Below are 22,525 nucleotides of genomic sequence, written 5' to 3'. Positions count from 1 at the left end.
TAAACAAAATATGAGCGAGGTGGCAACATGAATAAACAATTAAATTTAACAAATCCAATCTATCCAATTATGGTTGCAATCGGTGTTGCTCACCTTATCAATGATACGATGCAAGCTGTTATCCCAGCGATGTTTCCGATATTTAAGAGTGAATTAGGTTTGACCTTTACACAAATTGGTATGATTTCTTTTGTTTTAAACATATTTGCTTCTGCATTACAGCCTGCTGTAGGCTTTATCAGTGATAAAAAACCAATGCCCTATGCTTTACCAATAGGTATGATTAGTTCTTTTATAGGTATCGCCATTATCGCGTTTACAACACAGTATTGGATTATTATTATTGCGGTATTATTTATCGGCTTTGGTTCAGCTATATTTCACCCTGAGGGATCGCGAGTTTCATTTATGGCAGCTGGTTCTAAAAGAGGACTTGCTCAGTCTATCTATCAAGTAGGAGGAAATTCAGGACAAGCTCTTGCACCGTTAATTAGTGCGTACATCTTTGATATTTTCGGGCAGCGTGGTGCTGCAATCGTATTAGTCGTTGCAACGTTTGGTATCATTTTATTGAGTAAAATAGCTACATGGTATAAAAAACAATTGGAGCAAGAGCGTATAGCGAAGAAAAAACGTGTACTAATCTCAACATTGCCTCCTTTAACAAAGAAACAAGTAGGAATTGCGTTAACATTATTATTTACAATTATTTTTGCACGATCATTTTATACAACAAATATAACAAGCTTTTATGTGTTTTATTTGATGGATCACTATGATGTCAGCCTGCGACTAGGACAAATATTAATATTCACCTTCATGGCATTCGGGGTAGTAGGTACATTTTTCGGAGGCTCTTTATCAGATCGTATTGGTAGAAAGAATGTCATTATTCTTTCTGTGGTAGTGCCAATGCCATTTTGTTTAGCATTGCCCTATGTACCATTATGGGCCGCTATGATATTTTTAGTCATTATCGGTACATTGATTATGATTAGCTTCTCCGTAACGGTAGTCTATGCTCAAGAGCTAGTACCAACAAAAATTGGTACAATGGCTGGCTTAACAACGGGCTTTGCCTTTGGTATGGGAGCAATAGGTGCGATGGTTATCGGCATTTTAATGGATCATAAAGGGATTGATTTTACTATGATGGTCGTTTCCTTATTACCGTTATTATTGTTGATTGCCTTCTTTTTACCGAAGGATAAACCAGCATCCACTGCAGTTTAAAAAACGCGTCCTCTTTAAGAGGTACGCGTCTTTTTATTGTCTTAATGGAGCTAAAAATTCTGCTGGCAACTTCTCTTGATCGATCACGTAGCCCTCTGAAATATGAACTTCATGCATTTTATCATTGTAAGTAAATTTAAAGATGCCATTGTCAAAGTCCGTGCCAATTTCCTTGAAAAATATACCTTCGATGGATACATATTTAGGGCAAGTAAATGCTACTTTAAAGTGATCCTGCTCTTTAATTAAGTAAGCACGTACTCCTTTTTCATATGTTTCATTTGCATCATCGTCTGTTGGACGTTGAACAGCCACAATATGAAAGTCTACAAAAGGAACTTCTTTTAACAGTACGTTTAGGAAAGAACCTTTAGTGATTTCCTCCCAACGACTTTGTGCGCTTTGCCCTACGATAATTTGTGAAATACCATAACTCTTTGCGACTTCTGCAATAACTTTTTGAATGGGGCGTTTTTCATTATCTTGCAAAATGAATTTTTCAACCTCAAGTTCATCTGATAGCTTCTTCCATTGCTCTATATAACTAGATTTTTCTGCGTCAAATGCATCAAGGGGTTGCGAATCGACTGAAAGAATATAGAGTGGACAATCTAGCATTGTGGCCATCTTATGACCACGACGTATTAAACGTTCGCCATTTAAGCCGTAGTAAACACAAACTAATATACTTTCATCCAAACGCCCTTTTACATGCTTCATAAAAAATGTACACCTCTTATCTGTTGGTATTTTGTTAATTTCACTGTTGTATCGAAAAAATTATCCTAAAACAGCTAAAATTGATGCTGTTACAGTGCATTATGCTCATTTATATTGTATACTTAAAAACGTATAAAAGTTAACGGAAATATATTGGAAAACCCTTGAAGGATTAAGCTTAAATCAATAATTTAAAATTATTTAATTTATGCATTATGTGCATCTGAGCAAAATTGCTTTCATATGCCACACTATTATGCAGTGTGTTAAATAGATAGTCAAGTGTCTTCATTGTACTGATATAACCTAAGTTACAACTGTATAAATTATCTGATTTTCCACAAGTTATTTAGGCTTGCATCGGGTTAGAAGTGACTAAATAACTAACATAACCATTTTTGATAAACGACAAGGCACTTTTTCACACCCCACCACATTCCATTTAAAAAATTTCAAGAATAGATCTGATATGTTACTTAGCTTGAACAAATTTCTAGAGTCTTAGCACTTACCATTCCAATCACCACAAAAATTTGCTAGATGATTTTGATAGTAGGAGGTTTTCATTTGGTTACTGTTCTCATCGCAATACTTTTGCCAATTGTTTGTGCTGCACTAATCCCATTGCTTTATAGGCGACTAAGGCGTGTCACACATCTTGGCTGGTTTGTTTTATCTGTTCCACTTATCTTGTTTCTTTTACTCGCGCGCTATATTCCTCAACTTGCCGAGGGTAAAACATTTATCCATACATATGAGTGGATTCCCTCTTTTAATATAAATTTCACAACTTACCTTGATGGACTCAGTATGATTTTTGGTTTACTGATTACAGGAGTAGGTAGTTTAGTCATTTTATATTCTATTTTTTATTTATCAACGAAAGAATCTCTTCATCATTTTTACTGCTATTTATTACTATTCATGGGCGCTATGCTTGGCGTTGTTTTTTCAGATAACCTAATGGTATTATACACATTTTGGGAACTAACAAGTGTGTCATCATTCCTATTAATTGCTTTTTGGCACCATAGAAAAGCATCTCGCGCAGGAGCTAAAAAGGCGATGATGATTACAGTCTTTGGTGGTCTATCGATGCTTGCAGGCTTCTTAATGCTTTACGTGGCCTCTCAAACATTTAGTATTCGTGAAATTGTAGCTAATGTAGAAGTAATACGTGATCATTCTCTGTTTACGCCAGCGCTAATTTTAATTTTACTAGGAGCTTTTACAAAGTCTGCTCAATTTCCATTCCATATTTGGTTACCGGATGCTATGGAAGCACCAACACCTGTTAGTGCTTACTTACACTCAGCGACAATGGTTAAGGCAGGAATTTATTTAGTTGCCCGTTTTTCACCAGTCTTTGGAGGAGAAGCCATTTGGTTCTGGCTAGTCAGTGTCGTTGGTCTAATTACACTATTCTGGGGTTCCTTTAATGCTGTTCGTCAAACGGATTTAAAAGCTTTATTAGCTTTTTCAACAGTGAGTCAGCTGGGCTTAATTATGAGTCTATTTGGCCTTGGATCTGTTGGTCATTATTATGGCTATGCAGAGAATTCTATGCTCTATACACAAGCAAGCTTTGCGGCGTTATTTCACCTTGTGAATCACTCGACATTTAAGGGAGCCTTATTCATGATGGTTGGAATTGTCGATCATGAAGTAGGTACTCGTGATATTCGCCGTTTAGGTGGCTTAATGTCTTTAATGCCTATAACATTTACAATCGCAGTTATCGGTAGCTTCTCGATGGCAGGATTACCGCCATTTAATGGTTTCTTAAGTAAGGAAATGTTTTTTGCTGCGGTATTGGCTATTCGAGATGTAGAGGCATTCTCAATTGCTGATGTAGGGCTGTTTTTCCCATTAGTAGCATGGGTGGCAAGTATCTTTACATTTGTTTACAGTTTGATATTAATTAGCCGTACATTTTTGGGTAAACTACAGCCAGAGAAGATGGATAGAAAACCACATGAAGCTCCGTTTGGCATGTTAATTTCACCAATAATCTTATGCTTGTTGGTAATAGGTATCTTTTTCTTCCCAAATGTGCTAGGTCACTATATTTTAGAGCCTGCTATGGCAAGTATTTATCCTACATTCCCAACAACAAGTGAATTAACACCACATGTCCATGCGTGGCATGGCATCAATGCGGAATTAATAATGACGCTAGGTGTCATTATTATTGGGATAATCTTATTCAAAACATTAAAAAGCTGGAAGCCACTTTATCGCCTATTTTCACAAAAGTATACGTTTAATACGTATTACAATCGAATAATTGAGATGAGTGAAAGCGGCTCTAAGAAGCTCACTAGTAAATATATGACAGGTAATTTAACACATTATTTTGTCTATATATATGTATTTTTCGTTGCACTTATTGCTGGTTATTTTATTTGGTCAGACGCAATGACCTTTCATTTTGACATGGACTCTGCTGTTGAATACTATGAGCTAATTCTTGTATTTGTCATGATTTTTGCAGCAGTTTGGATGATTTTTGCAAAAGGTCGTGTGACAGCTATGTTGTTAAATGGTGTATTAGGTTATTCCATTGCCTTCTTCTTTGTCATTTTCCGTGCACCAGATCTAGCTTTAACACAATTGGTTGTTGAATCGGTAACAACGGCTTTATTCCTGTTGTGCTTTAAATATTTACCAGATCTAATGCCGGAAGCTCCTCGCAAAAGGATTCAATGGTCAAAAGCGATGATCTCCATTTTTGTTGGGGCAACCGTAACAATGGTTGGATTGGCAGTCGTACACTACGATCGCTTTGAACCAGTGTCCACTTACTTCAATGATTCCTATGAATTGGCTGGGGGTTCCAATATTGTCAATACAATTCTAGGGGATTTCCGTGCCTTTGATACGATGTTAGAGGTTGTTGTTCTTCTGATTGCTGGCTTAGGGGTCTATATGTTGACAAAGCTTAAGCCACGAAAGGAGGAAGCAGATCGTGAAAATTAATGATGTGATATTAAGGACGGTCACAAAGACAGTCGTGTTCATTATTTTAACACTTGGCGTGTATTTGTTCTTTGCTGGACATCACGCGCCAGGTGGTGGCTTTATAGGTGGCCTCGTGTTAGCTTCTGGCATTGTTTTATTATACCTAGCCTATGATATTGAGACTGTGCATAAAGGAATGCCATTTGACTTTAAAAAGGTTGCAGCATTAGGCGTATTGCTTGCAACTGGAACTGCAATAGGTTCGTTGTTTTTCGATGTGCCGTTTTTAACACAGGCCTATACGTATATTGATGTGCCGATATTTGGGAAAATGGGTTTTTCAACCGTAACCATTTTTGAAGCGGGTGTAGCTTTAACGGTGGTGGGTGTTGTCGTGACAATTATTTTAAGTATAAGTGAGGATGAGTAGCCAATGGAGTCTTTAATACTTGTTTTAGTAGGTATATTAGTAGCTGTTGCAACGTACTTAATCCTCTCGAAACAGTTATTGCGTGTTATATTAGGCACTGCTGTTTTATCACATGCTGCCCACTTACTGATTCTGACAATGGGAGGTCTTAAAAAAGGAGCTGTACCATTATTAGGGGAATCAGAGGGCCCTTATACAGATGCATTACCACAAGCGTTAATTTTAACAGCTATTGTGATTAGCTTTGCTGTTACTGCATTTGTTTTAGTTTTAGGCTATCGTGCGTACAAGACAAATGGTTCAGGGAATTTTGATGAATTGAGAGGTACGCCGGATGAGTAATATAATTGTCTTACCATTAATTGTACCGGTAATTACAGCTATTTTACTGGTTTTTTTAAAAGAGCATGTGATGTTACAACGTATCATCAGCTTATTGACATTAAGCTTTATTGTTATTATTAGCATTATTTTATTGTTAGAGATTCAACATCAAGGTATATTGCGAATTGATTTTAGTGGCTGGGCTCCGCCATTTGGTATTTCATTTGTGGCAGATTCATTTGCAACATTATTAGTGTTAGTTGCTAATCTTGTGGCCGTTATTTGTATACTATATGCAATTTTTACGATGGAGTTAAGGTATGAAAAAATGTATTTTTATCCATTTACCTTACTCATGGTAGCGGGCGTTAACGGCTCATTTTTGACGGGCGATATTTTTAACTTATTTGTATGTTTTGAAGTAATGCTGCTTGCTTCCTATGCACTTATTAGCTTAGGTGGCGAGAAAATTCAACTGCGTGAAGCATTGAAATACGTGCTCATCAATATTGTGGCCTCTTGGATTTTCTTAGTGGCGTTAGCTTTCCTATATGGCACAGTTGGTACATTAAACATGGCCCATATATCTGTTCGTGTGATGGAGGCAGGGACTAATCCCCTTATTACAACAGTGGCGCTTATTTTCTTAATTGTCTTCAGCTTGAAGGCTGGACTTTTATTATTCTTCTGGTTGCCAGGCTCCTATAGTGTACCACCAACTGCTATTGCTGCTTTATTCGCTGCTTTATTAACAAAGGTAGGGATTTATGCACTTGTACGTACTTTTACATTGCTTTTCCCTAACAATACGGAAGTCACACACATGGCACTCGGCATAATGGCTGGAGTCACGATTATAGCAGGCTGTATCGGCGCTCTTTCAGGACGAGATGTCAGAACGATTGCCTCCTACAATGTGCTGATTGGTGTTGGCTTTATAGTAGCTGGTCTAGCGATTGGTACAGAATCAGCCTTGCAAGGCGTTGTCTACTATTTAATGCATGATATGGTAGCCAAGGCTATGCTGTTTTTAGCAATTGGTATGATGATTTATGTCACTGGGGAAACGGTAATAGATAAAATGAGTGGACTTATACGAAATTATCCTTTTTTTGGATGGTTATTCTTTGTAGCTATGTGTTCTTTAGCTGGTATACCGCCATTAAGCGGTTTTCTAGGAAAAGTTTTAATTGGACAAGGTGCGATAGAAGGTGGCAATTTTGTTCTATTAGGTCTAGGATTTTTCTCTAGTTTAATTGTTTTGTATTCACTGCTACGAATATTTCTTTCTTCCTTTTTTGGAGAAACCATCATTAGTATAGAGGATGAAAAACCTTTACCAAAACGTATTCTGCTACCATTAACACTATTGGCTGCATGTACACTCGGTTTAGGTATTGGGGCTGAAAAATTGGCACCTTTTGTAACAGATGCAGCGGAAACACTTTATACACCATCTATTTATATTGATGCTGTTTTAGATGGTGATTTATGGCAAGGTGAGGTGAATAAATAATGGCGATGCAGTTTATCTTAAATTTATTTATCGCAACACTTTGGTTACTTTTACAGGATGAAGTGACACCACATTTTTCGACATTTTTAATGGGCTTTATTGTAGGTATGGGTATTTTATATGCGATGCATCGCTTTTATGGCACCCAATTTTATTTGCGACGTGTCTTTTCAATCTTAAAATTATTATGGCTGTTTAATTGGGAGCTATTTTTATCAAGTTATAGCGTTATAAGACAAATAACTACTCCAAGGCTTAACATTACACCTGGTATTTTCACGTATAAAACGGTACTTAAGGGCGATTGGGAGATTACAGCTCTTGCCTTACTGCTAACGTTAACACCTGGCTCTGTAGTGATGGAAGTATCAGAAGAGGGCGATGTCTTTTATATCCATGCCATGGACATTGAGCAGTCTAAGGATGCTGTCATACGCTCAATTGGGAAATTTGAACAAGCAATAATGGAGGTGACACGCTAATGATTACCAATATTCTACTGCTAGCGCTTGCTTTTTTTAGTATTTCCATTGCGCTGTCGCTGTATAGAGTCATCCGTGGTCCATCAATGCCTGATCGAGCCATAGCTCTCGATACAATTGGTGTAAATCTATTATCGGCCATTGCGATTGTTTCGATTATTTTAAAGACGAAGGCATATTTGGAGGCCATTCTTATTTTAGGTATTTTAGCGTTTATTGGTACAATTGCCTTTACCAAATATATTGAAAGAGGTGTGATTGTTGAACGTAAATCAAATGATTGAATGGGCGGCCGTCATCCTTATTTTGATAGGTTCAATAGTGAGCGTTATTAGCGCATTTGGCATGATTCGCTTACCAGATGTGTATACACGATCACATGCTGCTACGAAAAGCTCTACATTATCAGTGTTAACTTGTTTACTAGGTACGTTTATCTATTTTTGGGTGCATGATGGTTTTGTCAGTGTACGCCTCATTTTAGGTATTCTTTTCGTCTTTGTAACAGCACCAGTTGCTGGACATTTAATCTGCCGCGCAGCTTATCGTTCGCATGTTCCATTAGCAGAAGGCTCTGGAGAGGACGAGCTAAAGACAAAGTTGTTTCCTGAGGAAAAATAAATTGGAGGACCTCCATTACATTGGGGGTCTTTTTTTATTTATTTTTAATTCATTATTTATGGGATAATTGTTGTGCTTTCGGAAAATAGTATAGTAAAGAGCAATTGAAATATAAATAAATTGACTTATCTGAAAATTATGTATATAATAATTCGCTAAAATATTTTTAGTTTATCTTGATTATTATTTCAAAAGAGTATATCTTAATTAGCAGATAGATTTTTTATTCTTAAGTATGAATAAATATCCAATCAACTATTTTCGAGAAATGAATTCTCATACACAATAAATTATAAATAAAAGGAGATCAATGATTATGAAGAACAAGTTATTCATGGTAATGCTTGTACTTGTTATAGGTGTACTTGCAGCATGCGGCACTAAAGATAATAATGCAAGCGATACAGGATCTAATACTGATACAGGGAACAAGCAAGTATTAAAGGTTGGTACTTCAGCTGACTATGCTCCATTTGAATATGTTGATGCAGCTAAAGGTGAAGAAATTATTGGATTTGATATTGATTTAATCAAATTAGTTGGAGAAAAAATAGGCGTTGACATGCAAGTGCAAGATATGGACTTCAACAGTTTAGTACCAGCATTACAAGCAGGGAAAATTGATGTAGTTATTTCGGGTATGACACCAAACCCAGATCGTGAAAAAGTGGTTGATTTCTCTGATCAATACAATGAAACAGAGCAAGTAATCATTGTTAAAAAGGATAGCGGCATTAAAAAAGAAGCTGACTTGGCTGGAAAAAAGATTGGTGTACAAACAGCATCTATTCAAGAAAATTTAGGTAATGATATTGCAAAAAAAGTAGATGTAGCAGTAGAAGGACGTACACGTATCCCTGAGATTATTCAAGATATGATGTCTAAACGCTTAGACGCAGGTATTTTAGAGGGTGGCGTTGCGAAAGGTTATTTAAAAACAAATGACCAATTAGAAGCCTTTCCTGTAGAAGAACAACCGGAAGATTTCAAAGCGATCGCAGTTCCAAAGGGCAGCGATTTGAAAGATAAAATTAACAAAGCACTAAAAGAATTAGCAGAAGAAGGAAAAATTCAAGAGTTAGAAGAAAAATGGTTAGAAAAAGTTGAATAATTAAAGCGTGCGATAGCTCTTATTTGGGCTATCGCTTGTGCTTTTCTTCTCCCCTATAGAGGGGAGAGTTTTCTATGCTCGACGTTTCACCTTCTGTATAAAAAACAATAGCTGTATCAAGATGAAAAAGAAAGGAGGGAGCGCTGTGAATTTAGATTTTACGGCGATTGTTCCCTCTATTCCTTATATTTTAAAAGGGATAGGTGTTACACTTCAAATTGCAATCGGTGCATCCATCATCGGTTTTATCGTAGGTATACTACTGGCATTATGTAAAATTGGTAAGGTCAATGTTTTACGTTGGTTTGCTGATTTCTATACGTCGATTTTCCGTGGTACACCACTTGTATTACAATTATTGATTATTTATTATGCAGTACCACAATTACTGGATATTCAAATTGAACCAATTCCTACAGCGATTATTGCATTTGGTTTAAACTCTGGTGCTTATATTTCAGAAATTATCCGTGCTGGTATTAATGCAGTGGATAAAGGGCAAATGGAAGCTGCACAAGCACTTGGAATTCCATATGCAAAAATGATGAAGGATATTATTATTCCACAAGCAGTAAAAAATATTTTACCATCTTTAGTTAATGAATTTATTACATTAAATAAAGAAACAGCCGTTGTGACGGTAATCAGTGCATTAGATATTATGCGTCGTGCCTATATTGTAGGAGGTTCAACATACCGTTATCTTGAGCCATTACTTTTTGCGGGAGTAATTTATTACCTTATGACGCTTGTTTTAACGTTCCTTGGTAAACGAATCGAGAAAGGAATGAGAAAAAGTGATTAAAATTGAAGATTTACACAAATCATATGGGCAAAATGAAGTACTAAAGGGTATTTCTACAGAAATCAAAGAACAAGAAGTAATAGCCATTATTGGACCATCAGGATCTGGTAAATCGACATTCCTTCGCTGCTTAAACTTATTAGAAATCCCCACGAGTGGAAAGGTAACAATCGCAGGGGATGTCCTTACGGATAAAGGGACAAATATTATGAAAATACGTGCAGAAGTAGGAATGGTATTTCAGCATTTCCATCTCTTCCCTCATAAAACAGTACTAGAAAATTTAACATATGCCCCAATCAATGTGAAGGGGTTAGATAAAACAGCTGCTATCAACAAAGCAGAAGAACTACTGAAGAAAGTAGGACTGTTTGAGAAGCGCCAGGAATATCCAAACCGATTATCTGGGGGACAAAAGCAACGTGTTGCCATTGCGCGAGCACTTGCGATGGACCCTAAAGTTATATTATTCGATGAGCCTACATCAGCACTTGATCCTGAAATGGTAAAAGAGGTATTAGCAGTTATGAAAAGCCTCGCAGATTCAGGTATGACCATGTTGATTGTGACACATGAGATGGGCTTTGCTCGTGAGGTTGCTGATCGTATTCTTTTCCTTGATGGTGGTAAGCTCATTGAGGATGCTCCACCAGAATTGTTTTTTACAGCACCATCAACACAGCGTGCAAAGGATTTTTTGGAAAAAGTTTTATAAATAATCAGAGGCATTTAGCTCTCCCGTATAGGCGAGTGCTAAATGCTTTTTTTATTGGGAAGAAAATGTGAATTGAGCTTGTAATGTTTCTAGTGTAAACAGTTCCTCAATATGATAAGTTCCAAAGGGATGCTTGTTGTTCAGGAGTTCTTTAGCAATCGCCGTTGCAACTTTTGCTGTCACGAGAGATTCATCACGGTCAAGAAAGTCTAATGTAAAGACTGCTTCTTTATGATGTTTTTTCCCAATGGCTTCTACGTGAATGCCACATACCTCTGAGCCAATTTTTATTTTTTGAATGAGAGAAGCGAGTGTTGTTTGTATTTTGTTGAATTTTAACAATTTTGCAATTCGGCTTTTTTGCAAAAAGGATACGAACCAATTGAGTGACTCTACATCAAAGCCCAATCTTGTCATGATTGGAATAGTAGGGAAATGCTTTGCTAATGTATGTTGGTCTGAGAAGTTGAATTGGTACACACTACGTTTGCCAAGCTCTTTAAACGGAACTTTTCTCCTATTAGTAAAATTAGTGGTTTTTTTATTTTTATAACTATAAAACGGAATGTTTAGTTGGTGTAATATCCAGAGAATAGCCGCGTTTCCATGTGTATCGCCTGCTCCTAGTAGGATAGAAATATGGAGTTTCTCGATGGAGGCTAATTGCTGTGCAGCATGCATAGCCATTAAATTAGTCAATCCAGGTGCCATACCAACACTAAAAACGGCTGTTGCATTATTCTGTTTAGCTATTGGATGGAGTTCCTCTAATTTTTTTAGGAAGGCATAGCTTGCCGTAATATCGATATACATAATCCCTTCCTTCAAGCAGAGATGTGCAAATGCAGTATCTTTTTGCTCTAGACACATAATGACAAGTGCTACATTGGCTAATTGCTGAGCGTTTACGGTCTTGGACACATCCATTTGGATAGGCTTAGCAAGATGATGGTGTTGTGCGCAAAATTGTTTTGCCTTTTCAAAGCTTCGACCTGCAATCCATATTTTGTTTGGATAGCTTGTGAGTAGCATAGTTGCCATTTTACTACCGACTTCACCATAGCCTCCGACAATTAAAATATTTTCTCTGCTCATTTATTTACCTCTTCCTTCGTGGCTACTAATGCATCGACTAAATATGATTTAAAATAGGGAACAATCTTTGTGAAGCCGACCTCATGTAGTAAGTCAATCAATAATTCAAGTTTAATTGGATAAATAGTTGAGCCAAAGGACTGCTCAAAACGTAACCAATCTTCTTCGGAAATATCATTTTGGTACATGGAATTTCGCCAATACTTGAGCTGCTGTTGGCATATTGTGTCTGTCATATCAGCATTAATAGAAGAAATGAATAAGACGCCCCCATTCTGTAGGCTTGTTGCCAATTTTTGCAGTAGTGCCCTTTTTTGTTCGAGATCCTTTATAAAATGTAAAACCAAATGGCAGGTAGTAACATCATATGGATGGTGGAATCTGAGGGAAAGTACATCATCCTCATACCAATCAATATGAAGGTCATGATCAAGCTGCTGTATGCGCTGATCAGCAGCCTGTCGCATGATTGTTGAAGTATCAACGGCTGTAAAATGTGAGGAAGGGAAGGCTTCTCCTAGAGTAAGAAGTTCCTGACCTCCGCCAGCACCTACTACTAAAGTGTTATCAATGACAGGGTGACCACGAAGTATATCTGTCATCATGTTATACATGAGGTCATAGCCTATAATTTTTTGTCGAATGGTATTTTGATAAGTAGATACAATGGGACTGTGCCAATCATGTAGTGGATTTTTCATTTTTATACCTCCGTGTTGTACAATATAATTAATAATTATTCTCAATTATAAATACTTATGGAGAATGTGCTATCCCATAATTCTGGGGGGAGGAGTTTTATGAGAAATTGTCATGATTGGCAAAGGATATCAGAGAGATGTATAAAAAATAGTCAAAATTCATTTCAATATCGACAAATGATGGTAGAAGAATTACGGAAATTCATTGATTTTGATGCCTATTGCTGTTCAGTGACAGATACGCAAACCCTTTTTTCGATCGGTGCTGTAACAGAGCAATCGATTGAGGATGTTCATCAAAAAATAATGACTTTTGAATATGCATTTGAAGATGTGAATAACTATAGAAAGCTAGTGGAAAGTGGCCAATGTATAGGACGATTAAGTGATGCAAGTAGTCAGAGCTTGCGTTATAGGGAGATATTAGTGCCCAATGGCTTTAGCGACGAAATTCGAGCTGCATTAATGTTTCAGGGGCAATCTTATGGCTTTTTAACTCTTTTTAAAAAGATGAAAAATGCACAGCCCATCTTTCAAGATGATGAGCTGGAACAAGTAAAAATACTCATGCCAGTGATGGGAGAGGCATTAAAGGCGTTCTACCATTCAATTATTGAAGAGCGGCTGTCAACAGAAGCAGGAGAGAGTGGCATCGTTATTTTAGATAAGGATTATCATATTTTATCTATGAGTACGAAGGCTTCTCAAATACTAGCATTTTTAAGAAGTAATGAAGGCTTGTCGGATGGGCAATTACCCAAGCCCATACAGGCATCTTGCGCTAAGTTACAGGCTGAAGACAATACACCTATTTCCTTACTAGTGCCTATCCATGACAAAGGATATATTACAATCCAAGCTTCTTTTCTTATGACAACCGATTTACAGCAGCAAATAGCCATTTTATTAAATGAGGCGTCTCCTAAAGAGATGTTGGCTTTTTTACTAACTGCTTATCAACTCACACCTAGAGAAAAAGAGGTAGTAGTGGAAATGATGAGGGGCATACCAACAAAGGTGATTGCATATAATCTTGGCATTTCTAGCTACACTGTACAAGATCATTTAAAGCTAATCTTTCAAAAAGTAGGTGTGGGAGACCGTAATGAATTAGTCTGGAAGATATTCTCTCGCTTTCAAATAAATGAATAGGAAACAATAAAAATCTGCACCTTTTGCAGATTTTTGTTGTTTTGATAAGGTGAAAAGTTTCAACCTGATTGAATTGAACTAAATAATGAAGTGAAGGTTAAGAAAAATTAACCTAAAAAATGGAATTATTTTATAGAGAATAGATGGAACCTATACTATAATTAAAGCTGTAAGAAAGTCTCATAAAAATACAATAATCGACATCATGGGATACAGATAGTAAAAAATTACATATAAATTATTCTGAAAATTCAATTAACAGGAGGATCAAACAATGACATGGACTTTCTATCTAAATGTCACGAATGACACAGATCGAGATTTAGAGCTGGTAGAATCACAGTTGCATTGGGGTTATTGGAATACAGGTGGTGAAGAGGATAAAGAACCTCAATCTATTAAAGCGGGGGAAACGATTCAAGCTGTTGGCGCCAAATCAGCTTTTGGACCAAATGGTTATGAATTTTCTTGTTCCTGGAAAGATAAAAATAATGAATATCAAGCACCGTATGGAGTAATAAGCCTTTATGTAAATGTTCCCTATAATGATCCTAATGAAGCTAGATGTCGAGCAAATGGATATTTTGAAGTAGCGGAGTGGAAAGATATTACACATGATGGTCATAACTTTGTTCGAAATATACGAATTTCTAACAAATTGGATAAATGGAGACAAAAAGAAATAAGTAACAATTTGTTTACGGACTGGTCCAAAATCAAAACATTGAAAGAAATTGAGGATGTTAGAGATATAGATCTGAATCAATATATTCCGAGTGGTGTTCATTTTGAAAAAATGTCATTATTCCGAACGTCTCTCTTCAATATTTCTAAAATATTATGGGACGGGGTAAATGATTTAGAATTTGATAGTCTTTATTTAAAGCAGCGTGAAGTGCAACAGTATTTTTCTGTAGAGGTGACTTGTTTAAGAGCGGATGCTACTAAGATTGAAACTGTTACTAAAAAGGGGAAAATTACAGTTAAAGATGAGTATGGATTATCTACTGCTAGTAAGGTGGTAGAGGAGAAGGTTAGCACTATTGAAACAGCCTTTAAATTTACTGAAAAGATCTCCGTATCTGAAGAAAAAGTAGTGAAGGCGAGCGTAGCGCAGGAACTACAGGCGGAATTAAAGGCAAAATTTAATATATTAAACGCTGTTACAAAAGAGCAACAGCAAACTGAAAAAAAATCAAAGGAAAGAGTTTTTGAAGCCCCAAGCGATAAGGATATGGACGTTGTGCCATGGATTTTTAGTAAAATGATTCTTCTTTATCGAACGGACAATAATAATGTCACAACGCTCATTGGCGCATCTGAATGGGATTATGCAGTATTACATCGTACACATGTATATGATGTAATGGATAACGCGAAGAAAAAAGTGACGACAGGAGGAGAGTACTAAAATGGCGACTTGGACATTTTCATTAATGATTACAAATGCAACAGACCGTGAGCTTGAAGTTTTTCAATCACAGTTGGAATGGGGAATCTGGAATACCAATGATGAGGAGGACAAGCAGCCAGTTAGTATTCCACCAAATACAACATTGCAGGCATTAGGAGTAAAAGCTTCAACGGGTCCGAATGGTTATGAATGCTCTTGTTCATGGCGAGATAAAGTCCCATCAGGCGAAAAATCCTATGGCACAATCTCGCTAGTCCTAGACGTACCTCAAAAAAGTAAAAATCGAGCTGAATGCTTAACTGAACATCAATTGCATGTAGATAGCTGGGAAGACTTACCTGAAAAAGGACATAACTTTGTAAGATCTATCATTGTGACTAATAAGTATGTTTAAAAGAAAGTGGAACAAATGTGATGAAAATCGAGCTTAAATCTATTACAAAGGAAGATGAAGCATTTCTTTTCGAAATCTATGCATCTACAAGAAATCAAGAAATAGATTCATGGGGATGGTCAGCTGAACAAAAGAAGCTTTTTTTAGAAATGCAATGGCGCGCACAGCAAGCTTCCTATCATCAGCAATTTCCAGGGGCAAGTCATTCTATCATTGCTGTAGGTGAACAATACGTAGGGAGATTACTAACGGAAGAATTATCAGATTATCATCATCTTATTGATATTTCAATTTTACCAAGTTACCAAGGTAAAGGGATAGGTACATTTTTAATTACTCAACTTCAACAGAAGGCAAGAGAAGGGAATAAGCCAGTTATATTGCAAGTTTTTCATACAAATCCTGCGAAAAATCTTTATGAGAGATTAGGATTTCAAATATCGTCAGCAGATGAAATATATTTGAAAATGACATGGCAGTAAGAAAGAAATCTTTCAATTTCAAAAAGTTCAAGATTATGTACCTATCATTTTCTAAATATTTCGCATCGAAGTAGATATGAAAGTCGAAAGTCGAGTTTATTCAAGAAGCACATTAAGATGTGTTAGCGGGTGTTGTTTAATGTGTTTTTATAACATTCATTGAAATTACAATAAGGGAGGGTTTGCATAATGTCAGATCAATATATAGGAGAAATTCGCATGTTTAGCGGTAAATATGCCCCAGTAGGGTGGGAACTATGCAATGGTCAATTATTAACTATTACAGGTAATGAGGCACTTTTTTCATTAATAGGTGTCAAATACGGGGGAGACGGTGCAACGAATTTTGCTTTACCTGATTTACGTGGAAGATTACCGATTCATAATTGTTCTCAGTATCCATGGGCAAGTAAAGGTGGAGTGGAGACAGTTATGTTAACCGAGGAACATCTACCTGCACATACTCATGGCGTTTATGCCAATAATATAGCAAATGAAGCAACAGAAAATTCACCAGCTAATAATACATGGGGTGTATCAAACCTCACCAACTATCAAACAAATGTTTCCAGTAATATTGTACAAATGAATAACAAGTTAGTTTCTAATGTAGGTGGAACTCAATCTCATAGTAACATTATGCCATCATTTGTTATTAATTTTATTATTGCAACGAATGGTCTTTATCCCGATTTTCAATAAAAAGGAGTGAGTATAATGGCAGAGCCATTTTTAGGAGAAATACGTCTTTTTAGTTTCAATAAAATACCGAATGGGTGGCTTCCTTGTAATGGTCAACTTTTACCGGTAGCTACAAATACTGCACTTTTTTCATTGTTAGGATTTACATATGGAGGGGATGGTAAGACAATTTTTGCGATTCCCAATTTACAGGGGAAGGTACCATTACATTCAGGTAATCAGATTGCCTATGGATCAATAGGAGGAGAAGCAACACATACATTGACAGTTAACGAGATACCTGCTCATACACATCAAATAACAGCAGATTCATCAACAACAGATAAGCCCTCCCCCAAAGATAATACATGGGGTGCAGTTAATGGAAAGAATATTTATGCTAAAAAAGATAATACAGCCATGAATGAAGCTGCTTTGTCAATGACAGGGCAGAATAAAGGACATAATAATATGCAACCCTATTTAAGCGTATCTTTTTGTATCGCAACAATGGGCATCTTTCCAAGTAGAGTATAAGGAGGAATTAGAGAATGGATCCGTATTTAGGTGAAATTAGAATTTTCGCAGGAAACTATGCTCCGAGGGACTGGGCATTATGTGATGGCAGCTTATTATCTATTGCTCAATATAATGCTCTATATTCCATTATCGGCATAACTTATGGTGGAGATGGCAAGACAACATTTAAATTACCTGATTTAAGGGGACATGCCCCTATGCATTATGGCGATGGTCCTAATTTAACGCCAAGGACATTTGCACAATCAATAGGATCAAGCACAGTAACACTTAATGAAATGCAAATGCCTATTCATACACATAGCGCACAGGGTTCCTCTGTAGTAGCAGGTGGAATTGACAACCCCACTAATGCCATTTGGGGAAGTGAGTCAGCACTTTCGGCAAAGCCATATGTTAATGTGAAAAATCCAGTTGCAATGAAAGTGGACATAGTAAAGCCACAAGGAGGAAATCAGCCACATAATAATATGCAGCCTTTTGTAGCAATGAATTTTATTATTTGTTTAGAAGGAATATATCCTCAGAAGCCCTAACAAGGAGGAGTGAGAATGGATTTAGTATCTTTTATAAAAACAGCAGTATATAAAATATTAATAATTTTAACCATTTTGGCAATGGTTTTCTCAACCTTAGGAATACAACCTGCAAGTGCTAGTTCTACAGTACCGCCGTTACTTCCAGTAGCACAGTTGAATGCACTAAACGATAGTAATGGCAACTTCGAAAAATATATTAACGAAGAGATTTATTTAGATGTTTCAAAGACTACTGATAATAAAACACGTGTAGCTGCTGTGAAATTTAATAATATTAATACAACTAAAAGCATTATTTCGGCTAACCTTATTTTAAATGTTACAAATGATAATGATAATATTAATGATATGCCAGTTTCCGATTTAGTAATAAGAGTTGGATCAAGTAACTGGAACGATGGTAGTTTTCCAAATAATTTAGATATACCTTCTGAAAAAGTATCGGTTTTGAAGGATACGTCAGGCGAGCCAATTAATGTATCAATTGATGTAAAAGAGTTATTGAAAAATCCCTCTGCAATTGATACACAACAGATTACATTTTTACTGAGCAGCGACGCTAAAAATATGGTAATTGTAAAATCAGAAAATCCAATTGCACCCGAATTGGGCCCATACTTAGAGATTACGTATGGTGATGTGCAAAATAGTGCACCTACCGACATAACATTAAGTTCGACTTCAGTAATAGAAAGTCAACCATCAGGAACCAAAGTAGGGACATTAAGTGCCGCTGACCCTGATGCAGTTTCCTCTTTTACGTATAGTCTAGTAGGAGGATCTGGGTCAACAGATAATAGTAGTTTTAGCATAGTAGGAAATGAACTACGAACGAATAGTTCATTTGATTATCAAGCAAAGAACAGCTATAGTGTTCGAATTCAGGTAACGGATAATGGAGGATTAACCTTTGAAAAAATATTCACCATTTCGGTGACAAAATTAAATGAGCGTCCAACTGATATTGTGTTGAGCTCGCTGACAGTAGCAGAAAATCAGCCAGTAGGAACGGTTGTTGGTACATTTAGCGCAACTGATCCAAATGTTGGAGAAACGTTTACTTACAGTTTAGTGGCTGGCACAGGAGCTACAGATAACAGTAGCTTTACCGTCGATGGGAATCAGCTAAAAACAGCAGGAATATTTGATTATGAAGCAAAGAATAATTACAGTGTGCGGATTCAAGTATCCGATAGTGCCAATAATTTATATGAAAAAGCATTCACTATAAATATTTCAGATGTCAATGAAGCTCCAACAGATATTTCATTAAGCCCAACATCAGTAGAAGAAAATCAACCATCAGGAACCAAAGTGGGTACATTAAGTGCCACTGATCCTGATGCAGTTTCCTCTTTTACGTATAGTTTAGTAGGTGGTGCTGGGTCAACAGATAATAGTGGCTTTAGTATAGCTGGGGATAAACTACAAACGAATAGTCCATTTGATTATGAAACAAAAAATAGCTACAGTGTACGGATTAGGGTGACAGATCAAGGCGACTTATCTTTTGAAAAAGTGTTTACTATTTCGGTGACAGATGTCAATGAAGTTCCGATTCCCACACTGGTATCAACCGTACCAGTTAACAATATGACAAATGCTTCTATTAATCCTACGCTAACGCTAAATTTTAGCAAGAGTGTGAGTGGTATTGCAGGAAAACATCTTCGTATCTATGATCAAGATAATAATTTAATAGAAACAATAGAAGCCACTGCAACAAATGTGACAGTGAATGGCAGTAACGTGTCAATTCAATTAACAAATAATTTAATAAAAGCAACAACTTATTATGTATTGATGGATGATGGAACTTTCGTTGATACATCCAATCAAGGTGTAGCTGGCATAACAGCAAAAAATATATGGAGTTTTACCACTTTACCTCCTAGTAATAATGCCTATTTAAGTAATTTAGTTATTTCACCAGGCAGTTTAAGTCCAAATTTTACAGATAGTATATTGGATTATCAGATCAACGTGGCTCATAATGTTGAAAATATTGGTATAATGTCGATAACTGCAAATAGTAGCGCAACTCTTACAGTAAATGGTTCCGCCATTGCAAGTGGGCTATTGAACACAATACCTCTAAATGTAGGCAGTAACACAATTACCATTGTTGTGACTGCTGAAAACGGAGTAGCAACCAAAACATATACCCTTACGGTGATAAGAGCATTACCTACTCTCGAACAAGTAGACAATGTTGCTTTAAGCCCTAGTGGTATTGCAACATGGACAGATTTAACAGGCGAATCTTGCTATGCTGTGCAGCTCTTAAAAGATGGCTCTCCGATTGGTAGTATCGTTGACATATCAGCAGATACAACAACGCATAATTTCTTACCAGCAATGCGTGCAGCTGGAGTGGGGACATATACAGTAACCGTAACTGCCAAGGGAGACGGGCTAGTATATTTAGATGGAGTTCCGTCAAGCCATTCCAATACACAAACGGTTATTAAGCTAGCAAGCATTACAAATGGCTTGAGCTGGGATGGAAATATTGCAAAATGGCAGACTATTCCTAATGCATTGAGCTATGATGTGCTTCTGTATAAGGAAGGAACGGCAGTTGGAACAGCAGCGAATGTATTAGCTGGAAATATCAATGAAGGTGTTGATTTTACTACCGCGTTCCAAACAAATAGCATAGGAAGCTATACTTTTACTGTTCAGCCAAAAGGTGATGAATTACTAATTTTAGATGGGGATCAAGGGGCATCATCATCAGCAAAAATTATAACACCTTTAACTTATACGGTTTTATACAATGGTAATGGTAGTACGGGTGGAACTGCACCCCAAGATAATGCAACATATAGTCAAAATGACAATATTATTGTAGCTGCAAATGGTGGGTACCTCGTTAAAATAGGGCACTCTTTTATAGGCTGGAATACAAAGGCGGATGGAACAGGAACTTCTTATTTGCCGAATGAGACGTTTAAAATGGCTAAAGAGAATGTCACACTTTTTGCACAATGGACAATTAATCATTATACTGTGAGCTTTGATGTAGCGGGAGGAAGTGTCGTTTCAAATCAGGTGGTGGCACATAGAGGAAAAGCAAGTCAGCCGACGCAAGTGCCAACGAAAGCTGGCTATACATTTGGTGGCTGGTATACGAGTAGTGCCTACACAACACCATATACTTTTGATAATGTAATTACAGCGAACACAGTGATCTATGCTAAATGGATTAGTAATAATACAGGTGGTGGCAATACTGATCCATCACCAAATCTTGAGCCAGGTTCAGCAATACCTTCAACCAAAGTAGAGGAAATTGTAATAGATGTTGAATCTGGTGATGGAAACCTAGTTTCTAAAACAACAATAAAACGAACAAAAAATGTAGACAACACTATGAAGGATGAAGTGACATTAACAGCAGAGAGCGCAACAGAGACGATTAAAAAATTAAAGGAACAAGGAAATGATACAGCAAGGGTCATCATTCCAGACCAGAAGGATCAAGTAAATCAAGTTCATGTTTCCATACCAAATAATGTAGTGACACTTCTAAAAACTGGTGCAGTTCATCTTGAAATTGTCACAGATAACGTTAGAATTGGAGTGCCTAAAACTTCATTGGAAATATTTAATGATGACCTCTATTTCCGACTTGTTCCTATAAAAGAGCTAGATAAACAACTAGAAATCAAAGAACGAGCCAAAAGGGAAATCGTTGTTCAGCAATTGGTCGAAAGTGCAGTTGTTGAGTTGCTTGGTCGCCCGATGACAATTGAAACAAATATGCAAAACCGTCCTGTTATTTTAACATTGCCGTTGCCTACAGATTTAACAGATGAACAACTAGCTCATTTGGCAATCTTTATCGAGCATAGTGATGGCTCAAAAGAGGTTGTACGTGGGAAGGTTGTAGAATATCAAAAAGGAATAGCAGGCTTACAGTTTGAGGTAAATAAGTTCTCTACTTTCTCTATTCTCTATGTACCAGAAAAGGAAGATGTAAAGGAACCAACTACTGACGCTGTTACACATACACCTTATATTCAAGGCTATCCGGATGGTACCTTCCGTCCGAATGCCCCTGTTACAAGAGCACAAATGGCAAGTATGTTTGCTCGTCAATTAACAGGTAATGCAATTCCCCAAGCGAGGGCGACATATACAGATACAATACAACATGATGCAAAAGATGCAATAGAATTTGCGAAGGATGCAGGTTTATTTAAAGGCATTACTGAGACAAACTTCCATCCAGACGGCTTTATTACACGAGCACAAATGGCGACAGTAGCAGTTCGGTGGATGGAAAGGCATTGCGCAGACAGTCCAAATGTAGAATTTTGTAAATCTACCTCACAAGGTATGATTTTCAAAGATGTGAGCGTCAATCATTGGGCTGTTAAAGCAATTAATGCTGTCAATGGATTGGGCATTATGAACGGTATGACGGTGGATATATTTAATCCAGATGGTTATTTATCACGTGCTGAAGCGGTCAAAGTATTAAATGACTTGTTTGAGCGTCAAGTAACAACAGAGCTTCAAACGCCAATATTTAAAGATGTTCTGAGTAATCATTGGGCATTTAATGAGATTCAAGAAGCGGCAAAAAAATGAATGAAAAACA

The 22,525-nt window shown here is 36.9% G+C and carries 22 protein-coding genes; 19 read left to right on the top strand and 3 right to left on the bottom strand.

Features of this window, described 5'->3' with window-relative positions; all coding sequences use genetic code 11:
* Nucleotides 1–27 precede the first annotated feature (27 nt).
* A complete protein-coding gene (locus MHI34_RS06540; RefSeq protein WP_036125084.1) occupies nucleotides 28–1,233 on the top strand; it encodes an MFS transporter in 1,206 nt (401 codons plus the stop codon).
* 33 nt (nucleotides 1,234–1,266) lie between these two features.
* Here MHI34_RS06540 and MHI34_RS06535 read toward each other — a convergent pair whose 3' ends face one another.
* A complete protein-coding gene (locus tag MHI34_RS06535) occupies nucleotides 1,267–1,953 on the bottom strand; it encodes a histidine kinase (protein ID WP_036125087.1) in 687 nt (228 codons plus the stop codon).
* A gap of 567 nt (nucleotides 1,954–2,520) precedes the next feature.
* Here MHI34_RS06535 and MHI34_RS06530 point away from each other — a divergent pair.
* From MHI34_RS06530 to MHI34_RS06485, 10 genes are all read left to right on the top strand, one after another.
* Nucleotides 2,521–4,932 (top strand): Na+/H+ antiporter subunit A, encoded by a 2,412-nt coding sequence (locus MHI34_RS06530; RefSeq protein WP_342504280.1) that lies wholly within the window; start codon nucleotides 2,521–2,523, stop codon nucleotides 4,930–4,932.
* Nucleotides 4,922–5,344 carry a Na(+)/H(+) antiporter subunit B gene (locus tag MHI34_RS06525; RefSeq protein WP_036125091.1) on the top strand — a complete coding sequence of 141 codons (423 nt, stop codon included), beginning with the start codon at nucleotides 4,922–4,924 and terminating at the stop codon, nucleotides 5,342–5,344. The genes MHI34_RS06530 and MHI34_RS06525 overlap by 11 nt, the downstream gene beginning before the upstream one ends.
* Nucleotides 5,345–5,347: 3 nt before the next feature.
* Nucleotides 5,348–5,686: a Na(+)/H(+) antiporter subunit C gene (locus MHI34_RS06520; protein ID WP_036125094.1), complete on the top strand. Its 339-nt coding sequence runs from the start codon at nucleotides 5,348–5,350 to the stop codon at nucleotides 5,684–5,686.
* Nucleotides 5,679–7,184 carry a Na+/H+ antiporter subunit D gene (locus MHI34_RS06515; RefSeq protein ID WP_036125097.1) on the top strand — a complete coding sequence of 502 codons (1,506 nt, stop codon included), beginning with the start codon at nucleotides 5,679–5,681 and terminating at the stop codon, nucleotides 7,182–7,184. Before MHI34_RS06520 ends, MHI34_RS06515 begins: the two co-directional genes overlap by 8 nt.
* Nucleotides 7,184–7,666, top strand: a complete 483-nt coding sequence (locus MHI34_RS06510) for a Na+/H+ antiporter subunit E (RefSeq protein WP_036125100.1) — start codon at nucleotides 7,184–7,186, stop codon at nucleotides 7,664–7,666. Before MHI34_RS06515 ends, MHI34_RS06510 begins: the two co-directional genes overlap by 1 nt.
* A complete protein-coding gene (locus MHI34_RS06505) occupies nucleotides 7,666–7,950 on the top strand; it encodes a Na(+)/H(+) antiporter subunit F1 (RefSeq protein ID WP_036125101.1) in 285 nt (94 codons plus the stop codon). The genes MHI34_RS06510 and MHI34_RS06505 overlap by 1 nt, the downstream gene beginning before the upstream one ends.
* Nucleotides 7,928–8,287: a Na+/H+ antiporter subunit G gene (locus MHI34_RS06500; protein WP_036125106.1), complete on the top strand. Its 360-nt coding sequence runs from the start codon at nucleotides 7,928–7,930 to the stop codon at nucleotides 8,285–8,287. Before MHI34_RS06505 ends, MHI34_RS06500 begins: the two co-directional genes overlap by 23 nt.
* 316 nt (nucleotides 8,288–8,603) lie before the next feature.
* Nucleotides 8,604–9,398 carry a transporter substrate-binding domain-containing protein gene (locus MHI34_RS06495; RefSeq protein ID WP_036125757.1) on the top strand — a complete coding sequence of 265 codons (795 nt, stop codon included), beginning with the start codon at nucleotides 8,604–8,606 and terminating at the stop codon, nucleotides 9,396–9,398.
* A gap of 145 nt (nucleotides 9,399–9,543) precedes the next feature.
* Nucleotides 9,544–10,203, top strand: a complete 660-nt coding sequence (locus MHI34_RS06490) for an amino acid ABC transporter permease (RefSeq protein ID WP_036125759.1) — start codon at nucleotides 9,544–9,546, stop codon at nucleotides 10,201–10,203.
* Nucleotides 10,196–10,918: an amino acid ABC transporter ATP-binding protein gene (locus tag MHI34_RS06485; protein WP_036125761.1), complete on the top strand. Its 723-nt coding sequence runs from the start codon at nucleotides 10,196–10,198 to the stop codon at nucleotides 10,916–10,918. The genes MHI34_RS06490 and MHI34_RS06485 overlap by 8 nt, the downstream gene beginning before the upstream one ends.
* A 51-nt stretch (nucleotides 10,919–10,969) precedes the next feature.
* Here MHI34_RS06485 and MHI34_RS06480 read toward each other — a convergent pair whose 3' ends face one another.
* The gene (locus tag MHI34_RS06480; RefSeq protein WP_058843767.1) at nucleotides 10,970–12,013 is read right to left on the bottom strand and encodes a saccharopine dehydrogenase NADP-binding domain-containing protein; all 1,044 of its coding nucleotides are present in this window, start codon (nucleotides 12,011–12,013) and stop codon (nucleotides 10,970–10,972) included.
* A complete protein-coding gene (locus MHI34_RS06475; RefSeq protein WP_342504279.1) occupies nucleotides 12,010–12,714 on the bottom strand; it encodes a class I SAM-dependent methyltransferase in 705 nt (234 codons plus the stop codon). The genes MHI34_RS06480 and MHI34_RS06475 overlap by 4 nt, the downstream gene beginning before the upstream one ends.
* Before the next feature lie 99 nt (nucleotides 12,715–12,813).
* Between MHI34_RS06475 and MHI34_RS06470 the strand changes: the two genes are divergently transcribed.
* From MHI34_RS06470 to MHI34_RS06435, 8 genes are all read left to right on the top strand, one after another.
* Nucleotides 12,814–13,866 (top strand): LuxR C-terminal-related transcriptional regulator, encoded by a 1,053-nt coding sequence (locus MHI34_RS06470; protein ID WP_342504278.1) that lies wholly within the window; start codon nucleotides 12,814–12,816, stop codon nucleotides 13,864–13,866.
* A 274-nt stretch (nucleotides 13,867–14,140) separates the two neighbouring features.
* The gene (locus MHI34_RS06465) at nucleotides 14,141–15,277 is read left to right on the top strand and encodes a hypothetical protein (RefSeq protein WP_058843764.1); all 1,137 of its coding nucleotides are present in this window, start codon (nucleotides 14,141–14,143) and stop codon (nucleotides 15,275–15,277) included.
* Between the two features lies 1 nt (nucleotide 15,278).
* Complete coding sequence (locus MHI34_RS06460) at nucleotides 15,279–15,674, top strand: hypothetical protein (protein ID WP_058843763.1); 396 nt, start codon at nucleotides 15,279–15,281, stop codon at nucleotides 15,672–15,674.
* Between the two features lie 20 nt (nucleotides 15,675–15,694).
* The gene (locus MHI34_RS06455; protein ID WP_101966950.1) at nucleotides 15,695–16,156 is read left to right on the top strand and encodes a GNAT family N-acetyltransferase; all 462 of its coding nucleotides are present in this window, start codon (nucleotides 15,695–15,697) and stop codon (nucleotides 16,154–16,156) included.
* A 189-nt stretch (nucleotides 16,157–16,345) separates the two neighbouring features.
* On the top strand, nucleotides 16,346–16,858 hold the full coding sequence (locus tag MHI34_RS06450) for a tail fiber protein (RefSeq protein WP_089933955.1): 513 nt from the start codon (nucleotides 16,346–16,348) through the stop codon (nucleotides 16,856–16,858).
* 15 nt (nucleotides 16,859–16,873) lie between these two features.
* Nucleotides 16,874–17,374, top strand: coding sequence for a tail fiber protein (locus MHI34_RS06445; RefSeq protein WP_089933958.1), 501 nt, complete (start codon nucleotides 16,874–16,876; stop codon nucleotides 17,372–17,374).
* Between the two features lie 14 nt (nucleotides 17,375–17,388).
* The gene (locus MHI34_RS06440; protein ID WP_058843759.1) at nucleotides 17,389–17,913 is read left to right on the top strand and encodes a tail fiber protein; all 525 of its coding nucleotides are present in this window, start codon (nucleotides 17,389–17,391) and stop codon (nucleotides 17,911–17,913) included.
* 15 nt (nucleotides 17,914–17,928) lie between these two features.
* Nucleotides 17,929–22,515: a cadherin domain-containing protein gene (locus MHI34_RS06435; RefSeq protein ID WP_342504277.1), complete on the top strand. Its 4,587-nt coding sequence runs from the start codon at nucleotides 17,929–17,931 to the stop codon at nucleotides 22,513–22,515.
* Nucleotides 22,516–22,525: the final 10 nt, after the last annotated feature.

It is taken from the genome of Lysinibacillus sp. FSL L8-0126 (assembly GCF_038630385.1).
GTDB lineage: Bacteria > Bacillota > Bacilli > Bacillales_A > Planococcaceae > Lysinibacillus > Lysinibacillus fusiformis_D.
The sequence above is the reverse complement of the archived record's forward strand: the minus strand, read 5'-3'. Positions and strand labels throughout refer to the sequence as shown.

Coding starts and splice junctions, on each gene's coding strand:
- MHI34_RS06540 (WP_036125084.1), top strand. CDS start 28: ATGAATAAACAATTAAATTTAACAAATCCAATCTATCCAATTATGGTT.
- MHI34_RS06535 (WP_036125087.1), bottom strand. CDS start 1,953: ATGAAGCATGTAAAAGGGCGTTTGGATGAAAGTATATTAGTTTGTGTT.
- MHI34_RS06520 (WP_036125094.1), top strand. CDS start 5,348: ATGGAGTCTTTAATACTTGTTTTAGTAGGTATATTAGTAGCTGTTGCA.
- MHI34_RS06515 (WP_036125097.1), top strand. CDS start 5,679: ATGAGTAATATAATTGTCTTACCATTAATTGTACCGGTAATTACAGCT.
- MHI34_RS06510 (WP_036125100.1), top strand. CDS start 7,184: ATGGCGATGCAGTTTATCTTAAATTTATTTATCGCAACACTTTGGTTA.
- MHI34_RS06505 (WP_036125101.1), top strand. CDS start 7,666: ATGATTACCAATATTCTACTGCTAGCGCTTGCTTTTTTTAGTATTTCC.
- MHI34_RS06495 (WP_036125757.1), top strand. CDS start 8,604: ATGAAGAACAAGTTATTCATGGTAATGCTTGTACTTGTTATAGGTGTA.
- MHI34_RS06480 (WP_058843767.1), bottom strand. CDS start 12,013: ATGAGCAGAGAAAATATTTTAATTGTCGGAGGCTATGGTGAAGTCGGT.
- MHI34_RS06475 (WP_342504279.1), bottom strand. CDS start 12,714: ATGAAAAATCCACTACATGATTGGCACAGTCCCATTGTATCTACTTAT.
- MHI34_RS06470 (WP_342504278.1), top strand. CDS start 12,814: ATGAGAAATTGTCATGATTGGCAAAGGATATCAGAGAGATGTATAAAA.
- MHI34_RS06465 (WP_058843764.1), top strand. CDS start 14,141: ATGACATGGACTTTCTATCTAAATGTCACGAATGACACAGATCGAGAT.
- MHI34_RS06460 (WP_058843763.1), top strand. CDS start 15,279: ATGGCGACTTGGACATTTTCATTAATGATTACAAATGCAACAGACCGT.
- MHI34_RS06455 (WP_101966950.1), top strand. CDS start 15,695: ATGAAAATCGAGCTTAAATCTATTACAAAGGAAGATGAAGCATTTCTT.
- MHI34_RS06450 (WP_089933955.1), top strand. CDS start 16,346: ATGTCAGATCAATATATAGGAGAAATTCGCATGTTTAGCGGTAAATAT.
- MHI34_RS06445 (WP_089933958.1), top strand. CDS start 16,874: ATGGCAGAGCCATTTTTAGGAGAAATACGTCTTTTTAGTTTCAATAAA.
- MHI34_RS06440 (WP_058843759.1), top strand. CDS start 17,389: ATGGATCCGTATTTAGGTGAAATTAGAATTTTCGCAGGAAACTATGCT.
- MHI34_RS06435 (WP_342504277.1), top strand. CDS start 17,929: ATGGATTTAGTATCTTTTATAAAAACAGCAGTATATAAAATATTAATA.